The sequence below is a fragment of the Micromonospora sp. NPDC085948 genome (assembly GCF_040686315.1).
Classification (GTDB): domain Bacteria; phylum Actinomycetota; class Actinomycetes; order Mycobacteriales; family Micromonosporaceae; genus Micromonospora.
Genome location: NZ_JBFBJW010000001.1, coordinates 1,156,615 through 1,181,980 on the forward strand (window position 1 = coordinate 1,156,615; position 25,366 = coordinate 1,181,980).

24 protein-coding genes are annotated in these 25,366 nt (G+C 70.2%); 2 read left to right on the forward strand and 22 right to left on the reverse strand.

Annotation, left to right across the window (positions count from 1 at the left end):
• From nuoL to paaA, 22 genes are all read right to left on the reverse strand, one after another.
• The gene (gene nuoL, locus AB0O48_RS05550) at window positions 1-1,926 is read right to left on the reverse strand and encodes an NADH-quinone oxidoreductase subunit L (RefSeq protein WP_365063168.1); all 1,926 of its coding nucleotides are present in this window, start codon (window positions 1,924-1,926) and stop codon (window positions 1-3) included.
• Window positions 1,927-1,938: 12 nt separating this feature from the next.
• Window positions 1,939-2,256 (reverse strand): NADH-quinone oxidoreductase subunit NuoK, encoded by a 318-nt coding sequence (nuoK, locus tag AB0O48_RS05555; protein WP_357251518.1) that lies wholly within the window; start codon window positions 2,254-2,256, stop codon window positions 1,939-1,941.
• On the reverse strand, window positions 2,256-3,026 hold the full coding sequence (locus AB0O48_RS05560) for an NADH-quinone oxidoreductase subunit J (RefSeq protein ID WP_357251515.1): 771 nt from the start codon (window positions 3,024-3,026) through the stop codon (window positions 2,256-2,258). Before AB0O48_RS05560 ends, nuoK begins: the two co-directional genes overlap by 1 nt.
• A complete protein-coding gene (gene nuoI, locus AB0O48_RS05565; protein WP_112585694.1) occupies window positions 3,023-3,664 on the reverse strand; it encodes an NADH-quinone oxidoreductase subunit NuoI in 642 nt (213 codons plus the stop codon). Before nuoI ends, AB0O48_RS05560 begins: the two co-directional genes overlap by 4 nt.
• A gap of 1 nt (window position 3,665) precedes the next feature.
• A complete protein-coding gene (gene nuoH, locus AB0O48_RS05570; protein WP_357251511.1) occupies window positions 3,666-5,018 on the reverse strand; it encodes an NADH-quinone oxidoreductase subunit NuoH in 1,353 nt (450 codons plus the stop codon).
• Window positions 5,015-7,516, reverse strand: coding sequence for an NADH-quinone oxidoreductase subunit G (locus AB0O48_RS05575; protein ID WP_357571911.1), 2,502 nt, complete (start codon window positions 7,514-7,516; stop codon window positions 5,015-5,017). The genes nuoH and AB0O48_RS05575 overlap by 4 nt, the downstream gene beginning before the upstream one ends.
• Window positions 7,516-8,832, reverse strand: a complete 1,317-nt coding sequence (gene nuoF, locus AB0O48_RS05580) for an NADH-quinone oxidoreductase subunit NuoF (RefSeq protein ID WP_357251506.1) — start codon at window positions 8,830-8,832, stop codon at window positions 7,516-7,518. The genes AB0O48_RS05575 and nuoF overlap by 1 nt, the downstream gene beginning before the upstream one ends.
• A complete protein-coding gene (gene nuoE / locus AB0O48_RS05585) occupies window positions 8,829-9,983 on the reverse strand; it encodes an NADH-quinone oxidoreductase subunit NuoE (RefSeq protein WP_357251503.1) in 1,155 nt (384 codons plus the stop codon). The genes nuoF and nuoE overlap by 4 nt, the downstream gene beginning before the upstream one ends.
• Before the next feature lie 53 nt (window positions 9,984-10,036).
• Entirely contained in the window at window positions 10,037-11,362 is a 1,326-nt protein-coding gene (locus AB0O48_RS05590) for an NADH-quinone oxidoreductase subunit D (RefSeq protein WP_357251500.1), read from the reverse strand.
• A complete protein-coding gene (locus AB0O48_RS05595) occupies window positions 11,359-12,096 on the reverse strand; it encodes an NADH-quinone oxidoreductase subunit C (protein WP_357571910.1) in 738 nt (245 codons plus the stop codon). Before AB0O48_RS05595 ends, AB0O48_RS05590 begins: the two co-directional genes overlap by 4 nt.
• Entirely contained in the window at window positions 12,093-12,770 is a 678-nt protein-coding gene (locus AB0O48_RS05600) for an NADH-quinone oxidoreductase subunit B (protein ID WP_124821345.1), read from the reverse strand. The genes AB0O48_RS05595 and AB0O48_RS05600 overlap by 4 nt, the downstream gene beginning before the upstream one ends.
• A gap of 14 nt (window positions 12,771-12,784) precedes the next feature.
• Window positions 12,785-13,150: an NADH-quinone oxidoreductase subunit A gene (locus AB0O48_RS05605; protein WP_121655464.1), complete on the reverse strand. Its 366-nt coding sequence runs from the start codon at window positions 13,148-13,150 to the stop codon at window positions 12,785-12,787.
• 135 nt (window positions 13,151-13,285) lie between these two features.
• A complete protein-coding gene (locus AB0O48_RS05610) occupies window positions 13,286-14,563 on the reverse strand; it encodes a geranylgeranyl reductase family protein (protein WP_357251493.1) in 1,278 nt (425 codons plus the stop codon).
• Window positions 14,564-14,702: 139 nt separating this feature from the next.
• Window positions 14,703-14,927: a hypothetical protein gene (locus tag AB0O48_RS05615; RefSeq protein ID WP_355027404.1), complete on the reverse strand. Its 225-nt coding sequence runs from the start codon at window positions 14,925-14,927 to the stop codon at window positions 14,703-14,705.
• 127 nt (window positions 14,928-15,054) lie between these two features.
• Window positions 15,055-15,765 (reverse strand): demethylmenaquinone methyltransferase, encoded by a 711-nt coding sequence (locus AB0O48_RS05620; RefSeq protein ID WP_357251490.1) that lies wholly within the window; start codon window positions 15,763-15,765, stop codon window positions 15,055-15,057.
• A gap of 136 nt (window positions 15,766-15,901) precedes the next feature.
• Window positions 15,902-17,278, reverse strand: a complete 1,377-nt coding sequence (locus tag AB0O48_RS05625) for an LPXTG cell wall anchor domain-containing protein (RefSeq protein WP_365063183.1) — start codon at window positions 17,276-17,278, stop codon at window positions 15,902-15,904.
• Between the two features lie 422 nt (window positions 17,279-17,700).
• Window positions 17,701-18,891 carry a cyclic dehypoxanthinyl futalosine synthase gene (gene mqnC / locus AB0O48_RS05630; RefSeq protein WP_357251484.1) on the reverse strand — a complete coding sequence of 397 codons (1,191 nt, stop codon included), beginning with the start codon at window positions 18,889-18,891 and terminating at the stop codon, window positions 17,701-17,703.
• 279 nt (window positions 18,892-19,170) lie between these two features.
• Entirely contained in the window at window positions 19,171-20,280 is a 1,110-nt protein-coding gene (paaE, locus tag AB0O48_RS05635; protein WP_365063186.1) for a 1,2-phenylacetyl-CoA epoxidase subunit PaaE, read from the reverse strand.
• Window positions 20,277-20,720, reverse strand: coding sequence for a 1,2-phenylacetyl-CoA epoxidase subunit PaaD (gene paaD / locus AB0O48_RS05640; RefSeq protein ID WP_357572101.1), 444 nt, complete (start codon window positions 20,718-20,720; stop codon window positions 20,277-20,279). Before paaD ends, paaE begins: the two co-directional genes overlap by 4 nt.
• A 128-nt stretch (window positions 20,721-20,848) precedes the next feature.
• Window positions 20,849-21,574: a 1,2-phenylacetyl-CoA epoxidase subunit PaaC gene (gene paaC / locus AB0O48_RS05645; RefSeq protein ID WP_357571905.1), complete on the reverse strand. Its 726-nt coding sequence runs from the start codon at window positions 21,572-21,574 to the stop codon at window positions 20,849-20,851.
• 76 nt (window positions 21,575-21,650) lie between these two features.
• Window positions 21,651-21,938 (reverse strand): 1,2-phenylacetyl-CoA epoxidase subunit PaaB, encoded by a 288-nt coding sequence (gene paaB / locus AB0O48_RS05650; protein ID WP_355027413.1) that lies wholly within the window; start codon window positions 21,936-21,938, stop codon window positions 21,651-21,653.
• Entirely contained in the window at window positions 21,935-23,026 is a 1,092-nt protein-coding gene (gene paaA / locus AB0O48_RS05655) for a 1,2-phenylacetyl-CoA epoxidase subunit PaaA (RefSeq protein ID WP_357251476.1), read from the reverse strand. The genes paaB and paaA overlap by 4 nt, the downstream gene beginning before the upstream one ends.
• Before the next feature lie 367 nt (window positions 23,027-23,393).
• On the opposite strand from paaA, the gene AB0O48_RS05660 reads away from it, so the two are divergent.
• Both AB0O48_RS05660 and AB0O48_RS05665 read left to right on the forward strand, forming a co-directional pair.
• Entirely contained in the window at window positions 23,394-24,386 is a 993-nt protein-coding gene (locus tag AB0O48_RS05660) for a hypothetical protein (RefSeq protein WP_357251474.1), read from the forward strand.
• A complete protein-coding gene (locus AB0O48_RS05665) occupies window positions 24,386-25,348 on the forward strand; it encodes a hypothetical protein (protein WP_357251471.1) in 963 nt (320 codons plus the stop codon). The genes AB0O48_RS05660 and AB0O48_RS05665 overlap by 1 nt, the downstream gene beginning before the upstream one ends.
• Window positions 25,349-25,366: the final 18 nt, after the last annotated feature.

Sequence of the window (25,366 nt, forward strand, 5' to 3'; positions counted from 1 at the left end):
TCACGCCAGCCACCCCGCCTGGACCGCCAGGAACGCCGCCATCACCAGCAGCGCACCGGCCAGGATCGAGGTGGCGTACGAGCGGACGAAGCCGGTCTGCATCCGCCGGAGCCGACCCGAGCCACCGCCGACCGCGGCGGCGAGCCCGTTGACCAGCCCGTCGATACCCCGGTTGTCGAGGTAGACGAGCGCCCGGGTGAGGAAGATGCCCGGCTTCTCGAAGACCGCCTCGTTCACCGCGTCCGCGTACAGGTTGCGCCGGGCGGCGGTGACCAGCACCCCGGCCGGCTGCGGTGCGGTGGCCGTACCGGCCCGGAACAGGAACCAGGCCAGCCCCGCGCCGAGCACGGTCACCAGCAGCGACAGCGTGGTGATCACGGCGTGCGAGAGGACCGCCTCGTGCTCCGCGTGCTCGCCGCCCAGGCCGGCGGTCGCCGTCAGCCAGTCCGGCACCGACGTGGACAGCAGGAAACCAGCGCCGACCGAACCGGCTGCCAGCAGGATCAGCGGAATGGTCATCAGCCTCGGCGACTCGTGCGGGTGCTCGATGTCGTCGGTCCAGCGCTTCGGGCCGTGGAACGTGAGCACGAACAGCCGGGTCATGTAGAACGCGGTGAGCCCCGCGCCGAGCAGCGCCGCACCGCCGAAGAGCCAGGCGGTCCAGTCCTCCCGCTCGAAGGCGGCCACGATGATCGGCTCCTTGGAGAAGAAGCCGGAGAACGGGAACATGCCGATGATGGCCAGCCAGCCCATCATGAACGTCAACCAGGTGACCTTCATGTACGTCGACAACCCGCCGAAGCGGCGGATGTCGACCTGGTCCTTCATCCCGTGCATGACCGAGCCGGCGCCCAGGAACATGTTGGCCTTGAAGAACCCGTGCGCCAGCAGGTGCACGATGGCCAGCGCGTACGCGCCGCCACCCAGGCCGACGCCGAGGAACATGTAGCCGATCTGGCTCACCGTCGACCAGGCGAGCACCCGCTTGATGTCGTCCTTGGCCGCGCCGATGATGCAGCCCATCAGCAGGGTGAGCGCGCCGACGCTGACCACCACGAGCTGGAGCGTCGAGTTGGCGGAGAAGATCGGGTTGGACCGGGCGATCAGGTAGACGCCCGCGGTGACCATGGTGGCGGCGTGGATGAGCGCCGACACCGGGGTGGGGCCCTCCATCGCGTCCGGCAACCACGCCTGGAGCGGGAACTGACCGGACTTGCCGGCCGCACCGAGCAGCAGCAGCAGACCGAGGACCAGCACGGTCGCACCGGTCAGCGCGCCGACACCGTTGAACACCTCGTCGTACTGGGTGGTGCCCAGCGTGGCGAACATGATGAAGATGCCGATGGCCAGGCCGGCGTCGCCGACCCGGTTCATCAGGAACGCCTTCTTGCCGGCGGTGGCCGCGCTCGGCCGCTCGGTCCAGAAGGAGATCAGCAGGTACGACGCCAGACCGACGCCCTCCCAGCCGAAGTACAACATCACGTAGTTGTTGCCGAGCACCAGCAGCAGCATCGCCGCGACGAACAGGTTGAAGTACGCGAAGAACCGGCGACGGCCCGCGTCGTGTGCCATGTACTCCACCGCGTACAGGTGGATCAGGAAGCCCACCCCGGTGATCAGCAGCACGAAGACCGCGGCCAGCGGGTCGAACAGCAGGCCGAAGTCGACCCGCAGATCACCGACCGCGATGAAGTCCCAGAGGCTCAGCTCGACCGACTTGTTCTCCAGGCCGCGAAGCTGGACGAAGAACGTCAGGCCGAGCACGAACGCGGCACCGATGGCGGTGACGCCCAACCAGTGCCCCCAGCGGTCGGCCCGGCGGCCGAGCAGCAGCAGGATGGCCGCGCTGAGCAGCGGGATCGCCACCAGCAGCCAGACGCCCCCGAGCAGCCCCGTGGCCTGGGCGTATTCCACAGTCTCTTCCACCGGTGGACCCCTCTAGTACTTGAGCAGGTTGGCGTCGTCGACACTCGCCGAGCGTCGCGTCCGGAAGATGGACATGATGATCGCGAGCCCGACCACGACCTCGGCCGCCGCCACCACCATCACGAAGAACGCCATGATCTGACCGTTGAGATCACCGTTGATCCGGCTGAAGGTGACCAGCGTCAGGTTGGCCGCGTTGAGCATCAGCTCCACGCACATGAACAGCACGATCGCGTTGCGCCGGATCAGCACCCCGGAGGCGCCGATGGTGAACAACACCGCGGCGAGGACGAGGTAGTAGGTCGGCTCGACCGAGAAGAACGATCCCATTACTTGTCCGTGCCCTTCAGCGAGGTCTCCTCGGCGGTCAGCTCGCGCTGCGGGAGGATCGCCGGGGTGCTGCGGTCGGTCAGGCGGCCGTCGGGGAGCCGGGCCGGGGTGGCCACCGACGAGGAGGTCGCGAAGACGCCGGGGCCGGGCTTCGGACCGGGGTAGTTGCCCGGGGCGAAGCGCGCCCGCATGGTCGACACCTGGTCGACCTTGTCCTGCTTCCGCCGCTCGACGTGGGCCAGCACCATCGCACCGACCGCCGCGGTGATCAGCAGTGCCGAGGTCAGCTCGAACGCGAAGACGTACTTGGTGAACAGCAGTCGGGCGATGCCCTGCACGTTCCCCTCCGTGTTGGCCTGCTCCAGGCCGACCGCGGTGGTCCCGTCCAGCGCCTGGTAGAGGCCGGTGGCGACCAGGCCGGCGAAGCCCAGGCCGAGCACGATCGCGGCGACCCGCTGGCCCCGCAGCGTCTCGATCAGCGAGTCCGTCGAGTCCCGACCGACGAGCATCAGCACGAAGAGGAACAGCATCATGATCGCGCCGGTGTAGACGATGATCTGCACCATGCCGATGAACGGACCGGCCTGGAGCACGTAGAACACGCCCAGACAGAGCATGGTCAGCACCAGCCACAGCGCCGAGTGCACGGCGTTGCGCGCGGCCACCATCCCGATCGCGCCGATCAGCGCGAGCGGGGCGAGGATCCAGAAGGTGACCGCCTCGCCGCCGGACACCGTACCGGCGGCGGCGAGCACCGTAGACGTGGTCATGCTTCCTCTCCCTTGCCGGCCGCGACGCGCTGGGCGGCCTGCTCGGCGCCCGGGAACGTCACGCCGGGGTGCTCCTCGACCTGGTAGCGGCCCGGACCCATCGGGGACGTCTCCGCACCGGCGGAGGTGCCCGGGTTGTCCAACGCGCCGACGTAGTAGTCCTTCTCGCTGTCACCGAGGCGCATCGGGTGCGGAGGCTGCTCCATGCCCTCCAGCAACGGCGCGAGCAACTGCTCCTTGGTGAAGATCAGGTCCTGCCGGTTGTCCCGGGCCAGCTCGTACTCGTTGCTCATGGTGAGCGACCGGGTCGGGCAGGCCTCGATGCACAGTCCGCAGAAGATGCACCGGGCGTAGTTGATCTGGTAGATGCTGGCGTACCGCTCACCCGGCGAGAAGCGCTGCTCGTCGGTGTTGTCGCCACCCTCGACGTAGATCGCGTCCGCCGGGCAGGCCCACGCGCACAGCTCGCAGCCGATGCACTTCTCCAGGCCGTCCGGGTGCCGGTTGAGGATGTGCCGCCCGTGGTAGCGCGGCGCCGACACCGGCGGCTTGAACGGGTAGTCGGTCGTGACGACCTTCCTGAACATGTGCGAGAAGGTGACACCGAATCCCTTGAACGTTCCGGTGATCGCGCCCACGTCACACCTCCCTGGAGTCCGAGCCGGCAACGATGTTGGCCGGCTCCCGCTCGGCGACCACGCGCGTGATACGCGGGCTCGGTGGTACCTGAAGATCCATCGGTGGCAGCGGGAAGCTCCCGTACGGCCGGTTGTCGACCTGTTCCTGCGTCGTCGGCTTCGGCTTCGGACGCCGGCTGGGCCAGAAGATCGTGACGATCAGCAGGATGCCGGCCGGGATGCCGACCGCGATCACCTTGCCGCGCGAGTCCCAGTCCTCGATGGACCGCAGGCCCGACAGGACCAGGATCCAGACCAGGTTGATCGGCAGCAGCACCTTCCAACCGAGGCGCATGAACTGGTCGTAGCGCAGGCGGGGCAGCGTGCCGCGCAGCCACACGAACACGAAGACCAGCGCGATCACCTTGCCGAAGAACCAGAGCATCGGCCACCAACCGGAGTTGGCGCCCTCCCACAGCGTGATCGGCCAGGGTGCACGCCAACCGCCGAGGAACAGCGTGGTGGTGACCGCGGACATGGTCACCATCGCGACGTACTCACTGAGCATGAAGAGCGCGAACTTCAGCGAGCTGTATTCCGTCATGAATCCCGCGACCAGCTCGGACTCGGCCTCGGGCAGGTCGAACGGCGCCCGGTTGGTCTCACCCACGGTGGCGATGAAGAAGATGACGAAGCTGGGCAGCAACAGGATCGCGTACCAGCCCGGCGCCGGGATCGTCTGACCGAAGACACTCAGCTCGGTGCCGTCGCCCTGTGCGGCGACGATCCCGCTGGTGCTCATCGTGCCGGCGGTCATGAAGACCGCCACGATGCTCAGGCCCATGGCGACCTCGTAGGAGATCATCTGGGCGCTCGACCGCAGCCCACCGAGCAGCGGGTACGTCGAACCGGAGGCCCAGCCGCCGAGCACGATGCCGTAGACGCCCATCGACGAGCAGGCCAGCAGCAGCAGCACCGCCACCGGCACGTCGGTGACCTGCAACGGCGTGTGGTGGCCGAAGATGCTCACCATCGGGCCGAACGGCACCACCGACAGGGCGGTGACCGCGCAGATCACCGAGATGGTCGGGGCGAAGAAGTAGACGACCTTGTCGGCCGCCTTCGGCAGGATGTCCTCCTTGAAGGCCATCTTCAGGCCGTCGGCGAGGGTCTGCAGCAGGCCGAACGGACCGACCTGGTTGGGGCCGGGCCGCACCTGCATGTAACCGACGACGCGCCGCTCGAACCAGACACCGAGCAGGGTGGCCAGCAGACCGAAGGCGAACGCGAAGACGATCTTGCCGAGAACCAGCCACCACGGATCCCGGCCGAAATCGGCAAGCGTCGGATCCTGGGCCAGGATTGACGGAGTCACTGGTTACCCCCGGAGTTGAGGAGCGGGAGACCGGTCTCGTCGGCCGCCACGCGTCCGGCCGGGATGGCCGTTCCCGTCGCGGGGACGGAGATCCGGACGACCGCGCCGGACGTCGCCCCGAGGCTGCGCCGCACGGTCGAGCCGGGTGAGTTGGTCGGCAGCCAGACCACGCCGTCCGGCATCTCGGTGAGCTCGGCCGGCAGGGTCAGCGCCCCCCGGTCGGTGCCGACCGTGACCGCGTCACCGTCGACCACACCGAGCGCCTCGGCGGTGCCCTTGCCCAACCGGACCACCGGCGGGCGAGCGGTGCCGGCGAGGTTCTCGTCGCCCTCGGTCAGGCTGCCGAGGTCCACCAGTTGGTGCCAGGTGGCCAGCACGGCCTCCCCGTCGCCCGGGTGCGGCACCCGGCCCGGCGCCACCGACGGCGCGGACGGTCGCGACGTACGCGTCGCCGGCAGCGCACCCAACTCGCGACGCACGCTCGGCACGTCAGCGGTGCCGAGCCGCACGTCGAGCAACGCGGCCAGCGCGTCGAGCACCCGACCGTCGGTCATCGCCGCAGTCGTCAGCACCGCCTCGAACGGGCGCAGCCGACCCTCCCAGTCCAGGAAGCTGCCGGCCTTCTCGGCCACCGGGGCGACCGGCAGCACCACGTTCGCCCGCCGGGTCACCGCGGTGGGGCGCAGCTCCAGGCTGACCAGGAACGGCACCGTGTCCAGAGCGGCCTCGGCCAGTCGCGGGTCGGCCAGATCGGCCGGGTCGACCCCGCCGACGACAAGCGCACCTAGCTGCCCGTTGGCGGCGGCGTTGAGGATGCCGTCGGTGTCCCGACCGGGCTGGCTCGGGATCACCCCGGCCGGGATGTCCCACGCCTCACCCAGCTCGGCGCGGGCGGCCGGTTCGTTGACCAGCCGTCCACCGGGGAGCAGGTTGGGCAGGCAGCCCGCGTCGACGGCGCCGCGGTCACCCGCGCGCCGCGGCACCCAGGCCAGCTTCGCACCGGTACGCCGGGCCACGTCCGCCGCGGCGGAGAGCCCGCCCGGCACACTTGCCAGCCGCTCGCCGACGATCAGGATCGCGCCCGGTGCGCTCAGCGCCTCGTCGACCGTGGCGTGCTCGGCGAGCACGCTGGCCTCCTCGCCCGGCACGACCCGGGCCAGCTTCGCGCCGAGCTTCTCCAGGCCGCGGGTGGCGAACGGTGCCAGCGCGTACACCGTCAGGGTCTTCTTCAGGTACGCCTTGCGCAGCCGCAGGAAGAGGATCGGGCACTCCTCCTCCGGCTCCAGGCCGACGAGCACCACCGCCGGCGCGTTCTCCACGTCGGTGTAGGTGACGTCGGTGACCCCGGCGACCGAGCTGGCCAGGAAGTCGGCCTCCTCGCGGGAGACCGGCCGGGCCCGGAAGTCGATGTCGTTGGTGTTCAGGGCGACCCGGGCGAACTTCGCGTACGCGTACGCGTCCTCGACGGTCAGCCGGCCGCCGGTGAGAACCGCCGTGCCCTGGCCACCCTCGCGAGCGGCGTGCAGCCCCTCGGCGGCCACGGTGAGCGCCTCGCTCCAGGACGCCTCGCGCAGCTCACCGGTGCGCTCGTCGCGAACCAGCGGGGTGGTCAGCCGATCGGTGGCGCGGGTGTACTGGAAGCCCCACCGACCCTTGTCGCAGTTCCACTCCTCGTTGACCTGCGGCTCGTCGCCGGCCAGCCGGCGCAGCACCTTGCCGCGTCGCCAGTCGGTGCGCTGCCCGCAGCCGGCCGAGCAGTGTTCGCAGACGCTCGGGCTGGAGACCAGGTCGAACGGGCGGGCCCGGAACCGGTACTGGGCACCGGTCAGCGCCCCCACCGGGCAGATCTGCACGGTGTTGCCGGAGAAGTAGGAGTTGAACGGAACGTCGCCCTCGTCGCCCTCCTCGCCGTACGCGTCGTCCCGGTAGATGTTGATCTCTTCGGCGGACGACCGGCCCATCAGGTCGATGAACTTGTCGCCGGCGATCTCCTCGGAGAACCGGGTGCACCGCTGGCAGAGGACACAACGCTCGCGGTCCAGCAGCACCTGGCTGCTGATCGCCATCGGCTTCTCGTACTCCCGCTTGTGCTCGTGGAAGCGCGAGTCGGTGCGACCGGTGGACATCGCCTGGTTCTGGAGCGGGCACTCGCCGCCCTTGTCACACATCGGGCAGTCCAGCGGGTGGTTGAGCAGCAGCAGCTCCATCACCCCCTCCTGCGCCTTCTTGGCGACCGGCGAGGTGAGCTGGGTCCGGACGACCATGCCGTCGGCGACGGTCTGGGTGCAGGAAGCCACCGGCTTGCGCTGGCCCTCCACCTCGACCAGGCACTGCCGGCACGCGCCGGCCGGGGCCAGCAGCGGGTGGTCGCAGAACCGGGGGATCTCGGTGCCCATCTGCTCGGCGGCCCGGATCAGCAGCGTCCCCTTGGGGGCGGTGACCTCGACGCCGTCGATGGTGAGGGTGACGGTCTCGGTCTTCTTTGCTACATCAGTCATCAGTGCGCCCCTACCAGGGTCTTCTCTGACAGCTTCGGTGCGGTCCGTCCCTCGATGTAGTCGAGGTAGTCCTGCTTGAAGTACTTCAGTGAGGAGGTCACCGAGCTGGTGGCGCCGTCACCCAGGCCGCAGAACGAGCGGCCGAGGATGTTGTCGCAGGTGTCCAGCAGGGTGTCCAGGTCCTCGTGGGTGCCCTGACCGGCGAGGATCCGCCGGTAGACCCGGACCATCCAGTAGTTGCCCTCCCGGCACGGGGTGCACTTGCCGCACGACTCGTGGTGGTAGAACTCCAGCCACCGGTACGTCGCGTAGACCGGGCAGTCCTGGTCGGAGAAGATCTGGGTGGCCGTGGTGCCGAGGATCGAGCCGGCCGCCGCCACGCCCTCGAAGTCCAGTGGCACGTCCAGGTGCTCGGCGGCGAGCAGCGGGGTGGACGAGCCGCCCGGGGTCCAGAACCGCAGGTTGTGACCGGGCTGCATACCACCGGCCAGTTCCAGCAGGTCGCGCAGCGTGACGCCCATCGAGCACTCGTACTGACCCGGGTTGACGATCCGGCCGGACAGCGAGTAGATCATCGGCCCGGAGGACTTCTCGGTGCCCATGGACTTCCACCAGTCGGCCCCACCGAGCACGATCGGCGGCACGCTGGCGATGGTGCCGACGTTGTTCACCACCGTCGGGCTCGCGTACAGGCCGTGGGTGGCCGGGAACGGCGGGCGCAGCCGGGGCTGCCCCCGGAAACCCTCAAGCGAGTCCAGCAGCGCCGTCTCCTCGCCGCAGATGTACGCCCCGGCGCCGGAGTGCACCACCAGCTCCAGGTCGTAGCCGCTGCGCAGGATGTTGCGGCCCAGGTAGCCCTTGTCGTACGCCTCCTGGACGGCGTTGCGCAGCCGACGCGCGGCGTGCACCGCCTCGCCCCGGATGTAGATGTAGGCGCGGCTGGCCCGGATCGCGTACGACGCGATGATCACGCCCTCGACCAGCGCGTGCGGGTCGTGGGTCATCAGCGGCAGGTCCTTGCAGGTGCCCGGCTCGCCCTCGTCGGCGTTGACCACCAGGTAGTGCGGCTTGCCGTCGCCCTGGGGGATGAAGCCCCACTTGAGGCCGGTCGGGAAGCCGGCGCCACCGCGCCCGCGCAGCCCGGAATCCTTGATCAGCTGGATCAGGTCGTCCGGGTGGGCCTTGAGCGCCTTACGCAGGGCGGCGTAGCCGTCGAGCTGCTCGTACGTGCCGATGCGCCACGCATCCGGCGACAGCCAGCGCTTGGTCAGCACCGGCGTCAGCTTGGCCACGGTCTCCGGGCGGGGAGTGGTCACTTCTGTGCCCCCGTTTCGTTCGCGTCCGCCGGTCCGGCGCCGTCGGCGTCCGTACCAGCCTTCGCTTCGGTGAGGTTGCGCTCCTGCGCCCCGGCCTCGTCGCCGGCGGGCTTGCCGTCGCCGGCCGGCGGGTTGGCCGCCACACCGGCGGCCTCGGCCGACCGTGCGTCGCGCGGCTCGGACGCGGTGCTGTCCGCCGGGACCTTGGTGCCCGGGGCGTCCGGCACCGCCGTGCCCGCGTCCGGCTGCCGGGTCTCGGCGGTACGCACCTGCGGCGACTTGTCGTCCGGTGCCTTCACGTCCCGCGTGGTGCTGCCGGTGGCATCCGCGGGCTTGGCCGGCTCGGCCGCCCCGGTCGGGGCGGAAGCCCCGTCGCCACCCTTGACCGGCGCCGCGCTGGCCTCGACGGGCGCCGGCTTGGCGGCCTCCGCCTTCGCCTTCGCCTCGGCGGCGGCCTTGTCCGCCTCCGCCTTGCTCCGGATCGGGGTGTTCGGGTCGAAGCCCGGCACCGAGACGCCGTGCTCCTGCGCCAGCCGCAGCCCGCGCAGGGTCGGCTCGCCCGGCCCGCCGTCGGCGACCGCGCCGTCCCGCTCGTCGGCGAAACCGGCGAGCTGCACCGCCATCTCCTTGAGGGTGCAGAGCCGGGCACCCCGGGTCGGCATCGGCCGCCCACCCGCCCGCAGCTCGTCGACGACACCGACCGCGGTCGACGGGTCCACGCCGTCGAAGAAGTCGTAGTTGACGGTCATCACCGGGCCGTAGTCGCACGCCGCCAGGCACTCGGCGTGCTCCAGCGTGATCGTGCCGTCGCCGGTGGTCTCGTCGTGCCCGACGCCCAGGTGCTCGGACAGGGTGTCGTAGACCTCCTGACCACCGAGCACGTTGCACATGGTGTTGGTGCAGACGCTGACCAGGAAGTCACCCGTCGGCTTGCGCTTGTACATCGTGTAGAAGGTGGCCACCGCGCCGACCTGGGCCTTGTTCAACCCCAGCACCTCGGCGCAGAACGTGACCCCGGCCGGGGAGACGTAACCTTCCTCGGCCTGCACCAGGTGCAGCAGCGGCAGCAACGCCGAGCGGGACCGGTCCGCCGGGTAACGGGCGATGATCTCGCGCGCCCGCTCCCGGGTCTCGTCAGTGAAAACACTCATCGGCGTCGCCTTCCCGTTCGCGACTGCGGGGCTCGCAAGCTCACTCCTCGCACTCACCTGTCACAACCCCCCATGACCGGGTCCAACGAGGCGCCGCCGGCGATCACGTCGGCGATCAGGCCACCCTCGGCCATCGCCGGGAGAGCCTGGAGGTTGACGAAGCTCGGCTCCCGGTAGTGCACCCGGTACGGCCGGGTGCCACCGTCGGAGACCGCGTGCACGCCCAGCTCGCCGCGGGGCGCCTCGATGGCGACGTACACCTGGCCGGGCGGAACCCGGAAGCCCTCGGTCACCAGCTTGAAGTGGTGGATCAGCGACTCCATCGACTGACCCATGATCTTCGCGACGTGCTCCAGCGAGTTGCCCATGCCGTCCACGCCGATGGCGAGCTGCGCCGGCCAGGCGATCTTGCGGTCGGCGACCATCACCGGTCCCGGACGGAGCCGGTCCAGGGCCTGCTCGACAAGCTTCATCGACTCCCGGATCTCGGCGAGCCGGACCTGGTAGCGGCCCCACACGTCACCGTCGGGGTGGGTCGGCACGTCGAACTCGTAGTTCTCGTAACCGCAGTACGGCATGGTCTTGCGCAGGTCCCAGGCGAGGCCGGCGGAGCGCAGCACCGGACCGGTGATGCCGAGCGCGACACAGCCGGTCACGTCCAGCACCGCGACGTTCTTCGTCCGCTCGGTCCAGATCGGCTGGCCGGAGAGCAGGTCCTCGTACTCCTTGAGCTTCTTCGGCATCATCTTGAGGAACTCGCGGATCTTGACGATCGCGTCGTCCGGCACGTCCTGCGCCACGCCGCCCGGCCGGACGTACGCGTGGTTCATCCGCAGGCCGGTGATGGTCTCGAAGATGTCGAGGATGTACTCCCGCTCGCGGAAGCCGTACAGCATGATCGAGATCGCGCCCAGCTCCATGCCGGTGGTGGCCAGCCAGACCAGGTGCGACGAGATCCGGTTGAGCTCCATCATCAGCACGCGGATGGTGGTGGCCCGCTCGGTGATGTCGTCGGTGATGCCGAGCAGCTTCTCGACCGCGAGCGCGTACGCCGTCTCGTTGAAGATCGGGGCGAGGTAGTCCATCCGGGTCACGAACGTCGAGCCCTGAACCCAGTTGCGGTATTCGAGGTTCTTCTCGATGCCGGTGTGCAGGTAGCCGATGACGGATCGGGCCTCGCGGACCGTCTCGCCCTCCAGCTCCAGGATCAGCCGCAGCACCCCGTGCGTGGACGGGTGCTGCGGACCCATGTTGACGACGATCCGCTCGTCGTTGATCGGGTCGGTGCCCGAGACGATGGTGTCCCAGTCCCCACCGGTGACGGTGAAGACCCGACCCTCGTCGGTCTCGCGCTCACTCGCGTAGTTCGACGTCGTCACTGGTACGACCTCCGCTCGTTCGGCGGCTGGATCTCCGCGCCCTTGTACTCGACGGGGACACCGCCGAGCGGGTAGTCCTTGCGCTGCGGGTGGCCCTCCCAGTCGTCCGGCATGAGGATCCGGGTCAGGTTGGGGTGGCCGTCGAAGACGATGCCGAACATGTCGTACGCCTCCCGCTCCTGCCAGTCCGCCGTCGGGTAGACCGCGGTCACGCTGGGCAGGTGCGGGGCCGCCACGGAGACCGCGGCCTCCAACCGGACCCGACGCCGGTACGTCATCGACGTGAGCAGGTAGACCACGTGCAGCCGGCGCTCGTCGGCGCCCAGGTAGTCCACGCCGGACACCGAGGAGCACAGCTCGAACCGCAGCGCCAGGTCGTCACGCAGCACCTGGCAGACCTCGGCGATCCGCTCCGGGCGGACGTGCAGGGTCAGCTCGCCCCGGTCGACCACGACCTTCTCGATCGCGTCGGCGAAGGCCGGGTACGCCTCCTCCAACGCGTCGCGGACCTCGTCGAAGTAGCCCCCGTACGGCCGGGCCGCCTCCTCGATGGGCTGGCGCTGGCGGACCAGGCCGCCGTAGCCGGACACGTCGCCGGTGCCCTGGTTGCCGAACATCCCGCGACCGGCCGGGCTGGCCGGCGGGAGCTCGGCGGGGGCACCGCTGGTGGCGCCGGCCGGCGTGACCGGCACCGGCACCCCGCCGTCGTTGGGCTTGTCCGTGGGTGACGTCATTTGGGGCCTGCCTGCGGGTGGAGGTGGTTCTGAGCGTTCATCCAGTTCTCGATCCGCAACTGCTCCTCGCGGCCCTCGCGGACCGCCCGGGTCCACTCGGCACGGCGGGCCTTGTCGCTGCGGTACGAGGAGGGCATGGAGCCGTAGGGCACGATCGGAACGTCGCCGCGCTCCTGGCGGGCGGCCAGCATCTTGCGACCGTTCGGGCCGAGCGGCTCATACATGATCTTCTCGCGGAGCTTGAGGATCGCGTCGATGAGCATCTCCGGCCGGGGCGGGCAGCCGGGGAGGTACATGTCGACCGGCACCACGTGGTCGACGCCCTGCACGATCGCGTAGTTGTTGAACATGCCGCCGCTGCTGGCGCAGACGCCCATGGAGAGCACCCAGCGGGGCTCGGCCATCTGGTCGTAGATCTGGCGCAGCACCGGAGCCATCTTCTGACTCACCCGGCCGGCCACGATCATCAGGTCGGCCTGCCGGGGGGACGCCCGGAAGACCTCCATGCCCCAGCGGCCCATGTCGTAGTGCGGACCACCGGCGGCCATCATCTCGATGGCGCAGCAGGCCAGGCCGAAGGTGGCGCCCCACACGGACGACTTCCGGGACCAGTTGACCAGCTTCTCCACCGAGGTGAGCAGGACGCCGGCGGGAAGCTTCTCCTCGATGCCCATCTGACGTTCCTTCCTCAGTCCCAGTCCAGGCCGCCGCGCCGCCACACGTAGGCGTACGCAACGAAGACCGCGACGATGAACAGGACCATCTCCACGAAGCCGAAGATCGGCAGGGCGTCGAACGAGACCGCCCAGGGGTAGAGGAAGATGATCTCGATGTCGAAGACGATGAAGAGCATCGCCGTCAGGTAGAACTTGATCGGGAACCGGCCGCCGCCGACCGGCTGCGGGCTGGGCTCGATGCCGCACTCGTAAGCCTCGAGTTTGGCCTTGTTGTAGCGGTGGGGACCGGCGAAGCGGGCGGCGCCGACGGAAAACAGCGAGAACGCCGCGGCGAGGGCGAACAGCCCGATGATCGGTGCGTAAGGCGAGAGCGACATCGTTTTCTCCTGCTCGTCCTTCCCTGCCCTCGGTGCTTGACGAAAATCACACTATTCACGTCCCTCGCAGTGGCAGTCGGCGGGGGTCGATCTTTGTCAGCGTCGGGGCCGTGACCAGCACCGATGCCGTCCTACTCAGACAGCTGGCGCGGCCTTCGTCATCGCGTTGATGACCCGGTCCATCGCGTCCCCGCCACGCGGGTCGGTCAGGTTGGCCAACAGCTTGAGCACGAAACGCATCAGCGTCGGGTGCGGCATGCCGTGTTTGGTGGCGATCCGCATGATCTCCGGGCGGCCGATCAGTTTCACGAAGATGCCGCCCAGCCGGTAGTAGCCGCCGAGGCGGGCCTTCAGCTCGTTCGGGTACGCCAGCAGCGCCCGCTCCCGCTCCGGCCCGGCCGGCCGGGCGAGGGCCTGGACCATGACCTCCGCGGCCAGTTCGCCGGACTCCATCGCGTACGCGATGCCCTCGCCGTTGAACGGGTTGACCATGCCGCCCGAGTCGCCGACCAGCAGCACCCCTCGGGTGTAGTGGGGCACCCGGTTGAAGCCCATCGGCAGCGCGGCGCCGAGGATCGGGCCGTCGGCGTTCGTCTCGTCGGTCATCCCCCAGTCTTCCGGGGTGTTGGCGAGCCAGTCGGTGAGCAGCCGGCGGTAGTTGGTCTTGCCGAACGCGGAGGACGAGTTGAGCACCCCGAGGCCGACGTTGACCCGGCCGTCGCCCAGGCCGAAGATCCAGCCGTACCCGGGCAGCAGGTTGTCGCCGCTGTCCTTGCTGCGCAGCTCCAGCCAGGACTCCAGGTAGTTGTCCTCGTGCTTGGCCGGCGAGCGGTAGTAGCGGCGGACGGCCACGCCGATCGGCCGGTCCTCCCGCTTGGCCAGCCCGAGCGCGAGCGGGAACCGGCCGGAGACGCCGTCCGCGGCGACGACGAGCGGGGCGTGGAACGTGGCCGGTTCCTTGCCCGGCCCGACCTCCGCCTCGACGCCGGTGACCCGGCCGTCACCGTCGAGCACCGGACCCAGCACGTTGACGTTGGTCCGGAGCTTGGCGCCGGCGGCCACCGCCCGCTGGGCGAGCAGGTCGTCGAAGTCCAGCCTCGTGCGCACCAGGCCGTAGTTGGGGAAACTGGCCAGCTCGGGCCAGTCCAGCTCCAGGCGCACGCCGCCGCCGATGACCCGCAGGCCGCGGTTGTGCAGCCAGCCGGCCTCGGGCGAGGTGTCCACACCCATCCGGACGAGCTGGCGCACCGCGCGCGGGGTCAACCCGTCGCCGCAGACCTTCTCCCGCGGGAACTCGGTCTTCTCCAACAACAGCACCCGTACGCCGTGCCGAGCCAGGTGGTACGCAGTAGCTGACCCACCGGGACCGGCGCCCACGACAATGACGTCGGCGTCATGTTCCACCGCGGTCATTCGCGCCTCCTCCCGCACGCTCGTGAAATGCTTCACAAGCCAGACGGGACGAGTGTATGACCGGCGTCATACCTGCGCAGGATCAGGGGTACCTAACTCGCCGATGTGACAGCCCTCGACCGTCCACAGCGGCCGAGTGTCAGGCCGGGCTGGGGGCGTCCAGACCCGCATCGACCCGGATGGCCTCCGGCAGATGCTCCCGGAGCGCACCGCCCGCCGCCCGGTCCAGCGCCGCCAACACCTCGGCGACCACCTGTCGGACCTCCACCGGATCGGCTCCGGCCAACGCGCGCAGTTGCGCGACGAGTTCGGCAGCGTCGTCGTCGGTGGCGGCCACCGGGTCCGCCGGGTCTGCTCCGGTCATGCGGACGAGCGTACGGGGCAAAGTGGACTAAAGACCGACATTCACGAAACCTGAGCAATGTCCGCGTAAGTGGCCGTCCGGCCCGCCGGCTCGGTGATCGTCGTGCGGCCGGCGTCGGTCGCGGCGACTACTCGCGGATCCCCCGGTGCAGGGCGACCACACCACCGGTCAGGTTGCGCCAGGCCACCCGGCCCCACCCGGCCGCGGCGACCCGGCCGGCAAGCGCCTCCTGCGCCGGCCAGGCCCGCACCGACTCGGCGAGATAGACGTACGCGTCGGGGTTGCTCGACACCGTTCGGGCGACCACCGGCAGCGACCGCATCAGGTACGACAGGTAGACCGTTCGGAAGACCGGGTTGACCGGGGTGCTGAACTCACAGATCGCCAACCGCCCACCCGGCCGGGTGACCCGGGCCAGCTCGCGCAGGGCCGCGTCGGTGTCGTTGACGTTGCGCAGCGCGAAGGAGATGGTCACCGCGTCGAAACTGGCGTCGGCGAACGGCAGCCGCAGCGCGTCGCCGGCCAGCAGCGGCACCTCGGGACGGACCCGCTTGCCGGCGTACAGCATGCCCAACGACAGGTCAGCCCCCACCGCGTACGCCCCGGACTGCGCCAACTCCCGGGTCGAGACGCCGGTGCCCGCGCCCACGTCCAGCACCCGCTCGCCCGGCCGCAGCCCGAGCGCCGCCCGGGTGGCCCGACGCCAGGACCGGTCCTGGCCGAAGGAGATCACCGTGTTGGTGAGGTCGTAGCGCTCCGCCACGCCGTCGAACATCGCGGCGACCTCGTGCGGCTGCTTGTCCAGACTGGCGCGCTGGCCCTGCGGGGAACGGCTCACCCCTCCACTCTGCCAGTCGTCCGCCAGGCGGTGCCCGTGGGGTGGTGCGGCACCCCCGGTACGCGAAGGGCGGGGTGGTCGCCCACCCCGCCCTCGCGTCGTTCCGGCGTTCGGACGCCGGCTGCCAGTACCGCTGTCAGTCGGTGGGCTTCTCGTCGCTCGGGGCGACCAGGACGACCTTGCGCCGGCGGGAGAGCACCAGCAGCGCACCGCCCAGCAGCAGGATGAGGCCGCCGATGCCACCGATCAGACCGACCTGCACACCCGTCACCGGCAGGCCACCACCACCGGAGCCGCCACCACCGGCAGCCGGCGACGTGCTCGCGCCCGGCGTTGGCGTGCCACCCGGGCTGGGCGTACCACCCGGGCTGGTCGTACCACCCGGCGTCGGGGTGGCGGTCCCACCCGGCGTCGACGTGGCCGTGGGCGTCGGGGTGGCCGTGGGCGTCGACGTGGCGGTGGGCGTCGGGGTGGCCGTGGACGTCGGGGTGGCCGTGGGAGTCGGGGTCGGGGTCGGGGTCGGCTGCGCGGTCAGGTCGACGAAGACGTCGAAGATCGCCTGGTTGTCGCTCTCGTCGACCTCGGTGAAGGCCTTGCGCTGGGCGCTGGTCGCCGGCTCGGGCTGCTCCTCGGCCTGACCCGTGGCACCGTCGAGACCCTGCGCGACCAGCTCACCGACCCGCAGCACCGACTCGGTGACGTTCGCGCCGACCGTCACCTTGACGTCCGCCGTGTAGTACTCGCCGGGCTTGATCACCGCACCGTCGTCCTCGCAGAGGGCCTGGGCGACACCGCCCAAGGTCTGCGACGTGCAGGCGTCCGGCAGCGTGGCGAAGGTGACGCCGGCCGGGAGGGTGAGCACGTAGGACAGGCCGGTGGCCTTGCGGCTGCCGTCGTTGTAGACCGCCCAGTCCAGCGGCACCGTCTCGCCGCGCTTGACCGGCCGGAGGTTGGGGTCGTCGCCCTGGACGCCGTTCACCACGACGTTCGCGTAGACGTCCTGCACCCAGCTGGTCAGGTCGTAGCCGCGCTTGCCGACGGTGATGTCGTGCTCGACCCTGTTGTCCTTCTTCTTGGGGTCGGCGGTGGCCGAGGTGATGGTGACCACCAGCGTCCCGGCCTCGCCGCGCGCACCCGTGGAGAAGAGCGGAATGCCGAAGTCCTCGCTGGTACCGGCCGGCACGTCGCCGAGCGGGCAGGTGAACGTCTTGCCCTTCACCTGGCAGCCGTTGGGCACGACGACCCCGACCACGCTCTTCAGCAAACTGCTGGTGTCCACGGTGTAGCTGACGCCCTTGGCGGCGACCGTGCTCCGGGTGTTGTCGACCAGAAACTTGAACGGCTTGGCCTTGGCCGCCTTGACGCCCTTGGCCAGCTCGGAGCTGAGCGGCACCAGGGCCAGATCGGCCTGGTCGGCGGCCTGCGCCGGGGCGGCCACGGCGGCCAGGCCAGCGGCCGCGAGCAGGGCCACCACGCCAGCGCGGGCCAGGGCCGAGCGGTGGAACGCTGTCATCGGTCCCCCGGGGGGTAGGGAAGAAAGATTGATTGCGGAACGAGCGGACGTTATCGGAGGTCGATCACGCACGCCAGCGTGCGCGGCCCAATTCATCCGTCCGGCCCGGGGTCCGGAGACGGTACGGGCGGGATGGTCACCCATCCCGCCCGTACCGCCGTGCGTTATATGAACGACCCGCCACGGGCCGATGGAGGACAGCCCACGAACGACCATCAAACCATCCGTCACCAGCGCGATCGCGGTGATTCGCGCTCGCCGGTGGCGACGGATACGAGCCGGGACGCTAGCGGCCGCCGATCACCTTCACCACCCCGCGGCGGACAGCCTGACGCTGCGGCGGCCCGGACCACCCGTACCGCCGAGGCGAGCCGGCGGGAGCATGAGCATCGGTCAGCCGAACGGCCGGGCGACGCGCAGCGTCAGTTGACCTCGACGAGCGGCAGGGACCGGCCCGCGCCGCCGCCGGGAAGCGCGATCGAGGAGAAGTGCGACACCACCCGCTCGTCGGTCGGGTCGTCGGCAGGCGTGTGGTGCACCGCGAGCCGGTGGTAGAGGGTGTCGCGCTGCGCGGGGATCCGGTCCGCCGAGCGGATCATGCCGATCAGCTCGTGCAGGTTGGAGCGGTGCCGCGCACCGGCGGAGGAGATCACGTTCTCCTCCAGCATGATCGAGCCGAGGTCGTCCACGCCCATGTGCAGCGAGAGCTGACCGACGTCCTTGCCGGTGGTCAGCCAGGACGCCTGCAGGTGCGGCACGGTCTCGAAGAAGAGCCGGGCCACCGCGACGAGGCGCAGGTATTCCAGGGTGGTGGCCTGGGTGCGGCCCTTGAGGTGGTTGTTCTCCGGCTGGTACGTCCACGGGATGAAGGACCGGAATCCGCGGGTGCGGTCCTGCACGTCCCGGATCATGCGCAGGTGCTCGATGCGCTCGGCGTGCGTCTCGCCGGTGCCCATCATCATGGTGGCGGTCGACTCGATGCCCTGCCGGTGCGCCAGCTCCATGACCTCCAGCCAGCGCTCGCCCGACTCCTTGAGCGGCGCGATCGCCTTGCGCGGACGCTCCGGCAGCATCTCCGCGCCGGCGCCCGCGATCGAGTCCAGACCGGCGGTCTTGATCCGCGCGATGGCCTCGTCCAGGCTCACCCCGGAGACCTTCGCCATGTGCAGGATCTCGCTGGGGCCGATCGAGTGGATGACCAGCTGCGGGTACGCCTGCTTGACCGAGGAGAACAGCTCCTCGTAGTACTCCACGCCGTAGTCCGGGTGGTGCCCGCCCTGGAGCATCACCTGGGTGGCGCCCAGCTCGACCGCCTCGCCGCAGCGGCGCAGGATCTCCTCGGTCGGGTGGGTCCACCCTTCCGTGTGCTTCGGCGCGCGGTAGAACGCGCAGAACTTGCACGCCGTCACGCAGACGTTCGTGTAGTTGATGTTGCGATCGATCAGGTACGTGACGACGTTGTCCGGGTAGCGCCGCCGACGCACCGCGTCCGCCGCCTCGCCCAACGCGTGGAAGGGCGCCTCGGTGTAGAGCAGCAACGCCTCCTCGGGCGTGATCCGCCCGCCGTCCGCGCCCCGCTGCAGGATGTCGTCGATCTCCCGGCTCACCGTCACGCCCCCGAGCCTACGCCGGTCACGCGCGTTGGCCCTGAGGGGTGGTTCAGGGCTGTGATGTCAGGATCTCGCGCCACACCGTTTCCGCGATCTTGCACTTTCTGTCGCGGCATCAGGGGCATTCCACGCAAACAGGCGACAGAAAGTGCAAGATCGACGCGGGTGCGGCGGTTGCGCCAGGCCGGCAATACGCCTCCCACCCCTCCACGTAACCGGTCGGCCGTCGCCCGCCGGTGACCTCGGCGAACCGCTCGACGAACTCCCGGTCGTTCGGCGCGCTCATGCGTCGTAGTCGACGGTGAGTCGGTCGGTGGTCGGGCTGGACTGGCAGGTCAGGACGTAACCGGCGGCCAACTCGTCCGGCTCCAGGGAGTAGTTGCGGGCCATCGTGACCGACCCGTCGACCACCTTCGCTTTACAGGTCGAGCAGACGCCGCCCTTACAGGCGTACGGCAGCTCGCCACGCACCTTCAACGCGGCGTCCAGCACCCGCTCCTCGCGACCCATCGTGAAGCTCGACGACCTGCCGTCCAGCACGATGGTCACCTCGGCCCCGGCACCCGCCTGGTCCACCGGACGCCGCACCGGCTCCGGCGGCGCGTCGACGTGGAACAGCTCGGTGTGCACCGCCGACTCGGGCAGCCCGCGTCCGGTCAGCACGTCCCGGACGTCGACCACCATGGCGTACGGGCCGCAGAGGAACCACTCCTCGATCACGTCGCCCGGCACGATGGTGCCCAGCAACCGGCCCAGCCGCTCGGCGTCGATCCGCCCGGAGAGCAGCGCCGACTCGCCCTGCTCCCGGGAGAGCACGTGCACCAGGTGCAGCCGGGTGGGATAGCGGTCCTTCAGATCGGCCAGCTCCTCGGCGAACATGACCGTGTTCGCCGTGCGGTTGCCGTACACCAGGGTGAAGGTGCTGGCCGGCTCGACGGCCAGCGCGGTCGCGACGAGCGCGAGCACCGGGGTGATGCCGGAGCCGGCGACGACCGCGCCGTAGTGCCGCACCCGGTCCGGCGCGAACGCCGTGGTGAAGGTGCCCAACGGCGGCAGCACCTCGACGGTGTCGCCACCGCGCAGCGCCCCGCACGCGAACGCCGAGAAGGCGCCGCCGGGGATCTCCCGCACCCCGATCCGTAACCGGCCGTGCCGGGCCAGGTCGTCGGGGGTGGAGCAGATCGAGTACGACCGGCGCACATCCGTGCCGTCCTCCGCGGCTCGCCGCACGGTGAGGTGCTGACCCGCGCGGAAGGCGAAGGTCTCCCGCAGATCCTCGGGTACGGCGAAGGTCACCGCGACCGCATCGTCGGTGAGCCGGTCGACGGCCGCGACCGACAACGGGTGGAAGACCGGTCGGCGGCGGACCGGACGGGTGATGGTGACAGTCACAGCGCCTTCAGGTGGTCGAAGGGTTCGGAGCAGGAACGGCAGCGCCACAGCGCCTTGCACGCGGTGGAGCCGAACCGGCTGACCTGCTCGGTCTCCGGTGACCCGCACTGCGGGCAGCGGACCGCGAGCGTCAGCGGGACGACGCCGGAGGTGGGCACCGGGGCCGGCGGGGCGATCCCGGCGGCGGCGAGCTTGGCCCGCCCACCCTCGGAGATCCAGTCGGTGCTCCACGGTGGGCTGTAGACGGTGCGGACCTCGGCGTCGGGGTGGCCGGCGACCGCCAGCGCGCGGCGGATGTCGGTGCGGATCACGTCCATCGCCGGGCAACCGGTGTAGGTCGGGGTGATGGTGACGGTGACCCGGCCATTGGCCGGATCCTCCTCGACCGCCCGCAGGATGCCCAGCTCGTCGATGGTGATCACCCGGATCTCCGGGTCCACGACACCGGCGGCGGCCTCCCGCGCGCTAAGCGTGCCGCCGGTCGTGGCTGGCGGGTTCGCGCTCCGCGCGCTCACCGTGCCGCCGCCGCTCGCGACTGCGGGGCTCCGCTGCGCTGCACTCCTCGCGCTCACCACCGCGCTCCGGGATGGGCGCGGTGCAGCACCTGCATCTCGGCGAGCAGGTAGGCCAGGTGCTCGGTGTGCACGCCGTCCCGCCCGCCGGCCGGCGCCCAGCCGCTCTCCGGCCGGGTGAGCGTCGCCTCGGCCAGCACCGCGCCGACGGTCTCGTCGAACGCCGGCCGCAGGGTGGCCGGGTCGACCGGCGCCGCCGGGTCCGCGGCGAACAACTCGTGGGTGTACGGCCACACCTGGTCGACGGCCGCCTGCATCCGACGGTGCGACTCCTCGGTGCCGTCCCCGAGCCGCTTCACCCACAACGCGCCATGGTCCAGGTGGTACGCCGACTCCTTGCGCGCCTTCGCTCCGATCGCGGCCAGCCGCTCGTCGGCGCAACCGGCCAGCGCCGTGTACAGCGGCAGTTGGTAGGCCGCCAGGAAGAACAGCTTCGCCATGGTCACCGCGAAGTCGCCGTTGGGCAGCTCGACCAGGAGCGCGTTGCGGAACTCGCGGTCGTCGCGCAGGAACGCCAACGCGTCCTCGTCCCGGCCCGCGCCCTCCAGCTCGCCCGCGTACGACAGCAGCAGCCGCGCCGCCCCGAGCTGGTCGAGGGCGATGTTGGCAAGCGCGATGTCCTCTTCCATCTCCGGCGCGCGGGTCGTCCACTCGGCCAGTCGTTGCGCCGCGACCAACGCGTCGTCGGCGAGGGCGAGGGTGAAGTCGTACGGCCCGTTCACGCCACCACCTCGCTGCGCTCGGCGGCGGCGCGAAGCGCCCCGCTGCTGAGCCGGCTGGTTCGCTCGCTCCGCTCGCTCACAGGTGGGCCACCCCGTCCGGCACCTCGTAGAAGGTGGGGTGGCGGTAGACCTTGTCGGCGGCCGGGTCGAAGAAGGCGTCCTTCTCGTCCGGGCTGGACGCGGTGATCGCGCCGGCCGGCACCACCCAGATCGACACACCCTCCTGACGGCGGGTGTACAGGTCCCGGGCGTTGCGCAGGGCCAGCTCCGCGTCGGGGGCGTGCAGGCTGCCGACGTGGGTGTGCGACAACCCGCGTCGCGCCCGCACGAAGACCTCCCAGAGCGGCGAGTGTTCGGTAGTCACGCGGCCACCTTCTCCTTCTGTTGCGCCCGCTTCGCGGCGTACGCCGTGGCGGCCTCGCGGACCCAGGCGCCCTCGGCGTGTGCGGCCCGGCGGTGGGCGATCCGCTCCCGGTTGCACGGCCCGTCGCCGGAGATCACCCGCAGCAGCTCGTCGTAGTCCGGCTGGGTGTAGTCGTACGCCTGCCGCTCCTCGTTCCAGCGCAGGTCCGGATCGGGGATGCGCACGCCGAGGATCTCGGCCTGCTGGACGCACATGTCGACGAAACGCTGCCGCAGGTCGTCGTTGGAGAAGCGCTTGATCTTCCAGGCCATCGACTGGGCGGAGTGCGTGGAGTCGCCGTCCGGCGGGCCGAACATCGCCAGCGACGGGTACCACCACCGGTCCACCGCGTCCTGGGCCATCGCCTGCTGCCCCGGGGTGCCGTGTGCCAGGGTGTGCAGGATCTCGTAGCCCTGCCGCTGGTGGAACGACTCCTCCTTGCAGACCCGGATCATCGCTCGGGCGTACGGGCCGTACGAGCAGCGGCACAGCGGCACCTGGTTGACGATCGCCGCGCCGTCCACCAGCCAGCCGATCGCGCCCACGTCGGCCCAGCTCAGGGTGGGGTAGTTGAAGATCGAGCTGTACTTCTGGCGACCGTCGAGCAGTAGTCGGACCAGCTCGTCGCGGCTGATGCCGAGGGTCTCGGCGGCGGCGTAGAGGTAGAGGCCGTGACCCGCCTCGTCCTGCACCTTGGCCAGCAGGATCGCCTTGCGCTTGAGCGAGGGCGCCCGGCTGATCCAGTTGCCCTCCGGCTGCATGCCGATGATCTCGGAGTGGGCGTGCTGGGCGATCTGCCGGATCAGCGTCCGGCGGTACGCGTCGGGCATCCAGTCGCGTGGCTCGATCTTCTGCTCGGCGTCGACCACCTCGGCGAAGTACGCCGCGAGGTCCTCGTCGGGCGCGGGTCCGCCACGGCGACCGCGCGCCGCCGCCGCGCGTAGCTCTGCCTCGGCGGCCTCGACCTCGCCCAGCAGGCCGGCGGCGGGCGCGTCGCCCGCAGCGGCGTCCGACGTGTCGGTCGGGGTCGGGAAGTCGTTGCCATACATGGGACAAGTGTTACAGCTGGCCATCCAAGAAGCCATAGGGTGTAACAGGATTCCGGCATCCGATCCGTAGCGGAATGAGCGCTTTGCGTGACCCGGCCGCCGGGCTGGCGGCGTGACTTGGGCCACGAAACAAAGGTGAATCCCCGCAAGAGCCGCATACCGGTCGCATATCTCACCTTTATCCCAGGTCGCCTAGTGTCGGGTCCTGGCAAGTCACCCAGCCGGACGTAGACTTTCGGCCGGCACACCGATCGGCTTCAGATGATTGCCGCCAGACAGAGGCCACCTCCCCCGGCCTTGGCGATCGGCCGATCCGTCCGGACAACAAGCCGGTCCCCCGGCCCTGACACCTGGAGTTCACCCACTCATGCGTTCCCGCGTGACCCTGGTGCTCGCCATCGTGGCGATCCTGCTCGGCGGCGTCCTCCTGGTCCCCGCCGCGTACGCCCGACTCTCCAAGGGCGACAGCGGCGGAGGCGGTGGAGGCGGCGCTGCCTCGCAGGTCGCCGCGCCAGCACCCGCGCCACCGCCGCCGCCCACGCTGGCGGCCGGTCCGGTCTCGGTGGACTTCCAGGGCGACTTCTTCTCCTGGGCTCTGCTGGATCGGCAGACCGGCGCGATCTCCGGGTCGCCGAACATGGCCGAGACCAGCTCCACCGAGTCGATGATCAAGGCGTGGATCGTCTCGGACTACCTGCGGCAGCTCGGCGACAGGGAACCGCCGCCGGCACTGAAGAAGGCCGCCAGCCTCGCCATCATCGACAGCAACGACACCGCGGCCAACCAGGTCCACGCTGCCGCGGGCGGCTCGTACAAGCCATCCACGAGCAGCACGCCCGACGCGGTGATCCAGCGGGCGATCAAGATCTGCGGACTGACCGACACCAAACGCGGCAACATCAAGCCGTTCTCCGGCTACTGGAGCTTCACCCAGATGTCCCCGCGGGACGCGGTCCGGCTCGGCGACTGCATCGCCGACGGTAAGGCCGCTGGCCGGAAGTGGACCCCGTGGGTGCTGGATCAGATGAGCAAGGTCCGGGGCACCACCGCGGCGAAGGACCAGAAGGCCAGGACTGGCGGCGGCCGCTGGGGGATCATCGACGGCCTGCCAAAGTCGATCACCGCGCAGGGCCCGGTCAGCATCAAGAATGGATGGACGCGGATCTACTACGACGCCAACTGGCACGTCAACTGCCTCGCCGTCACCGGCAAGTGGAGTCTCGCGGTGATGCTGCGGTACCCGGCCAGGAACAGTCTCGACTACGGCGCGAAGGTGTGTGCCAGCGTGGCCACCCAACTGGTCACCCCCCAGCCCGGCGCCGCGCTCAAGGTGCCCCAGCAACCGGTCGGGAAGCTCTGATGGCGGGAAATCGGCGGGCCGACCGGCGTGGCGGCGGTGAGGCGTCCCCGCTGCGGCTGATCGCCATCGCCGTCATCCTGATCGGGTTGGTGCTGGTGTCGCTGCGGCTGCTCCCGGGGTCACCGTTCGAGTCGGCAGCCGCCGCCAAGTGGGGCGACGCCGGCTCCGGCACGAGCGACCGCCCCACCGGCGCAGGCACCAACCGGAGTGCCCGCCAGCCGACCGCGCCGTCACCGAGCCCCAGCCCGTCGCTGGAGCCGCTGCCGTTCGTGGCCAAGGATCTCAAGCTGGACATCGAGGGCTGGTACTCCTGGAGCGTGCTGGACCGGCGCACCGGGCAGATCATCGGCTCCAAGAACATGAACGAGACAAGCACGACCGCCTCGATGATCAAGTCCTGGATCGTGGCCGACTACCTGCGTCGCGCGGCCGACGCCGGCCAGACGCCCAGCGACGCGAAGCTCGCTGACGCGACGCGGATCATCCGGGACAGCGACAACACCCGGGCCGAACAGTTCTACAACCAGGTCGACCGGGACGCCTCGATCAAGCGGCTGATCTCCATGTGCAAGCTGACCGACAGCAAGGTGGCCCCCGACGGCGGTTGGAGTCGGACGGCGCTCTCCCCCCGGGACACCGCCCGCCTGGGCAACTGCATCGCCACCGGCACCGCCGCCGGGCCGAAGTGGACCAAGTGGCTGCTCAACGAGATGAAGCTGGTCCGCGGCGCTGGTGACTTCGGCATCCGCAAGGCCTTCCCGGCCGACGAGCAGAAGCAGATCGCCATCAAGAACGGGTGGATCGACCGAACCAAGGAGCAGGAGATGCACATCAACTGCCTGGCCATCGGCGACACCTGGACGATGGGCGTGATGGTCAAGTACCCGATCAACATGGGCTACGACTACGGCATGAAGAACTGCGAGAAGATCACCGAGGCGCTCCTGCGCCCCGGCACCTGAGCCGCGGCCCCGCGCACA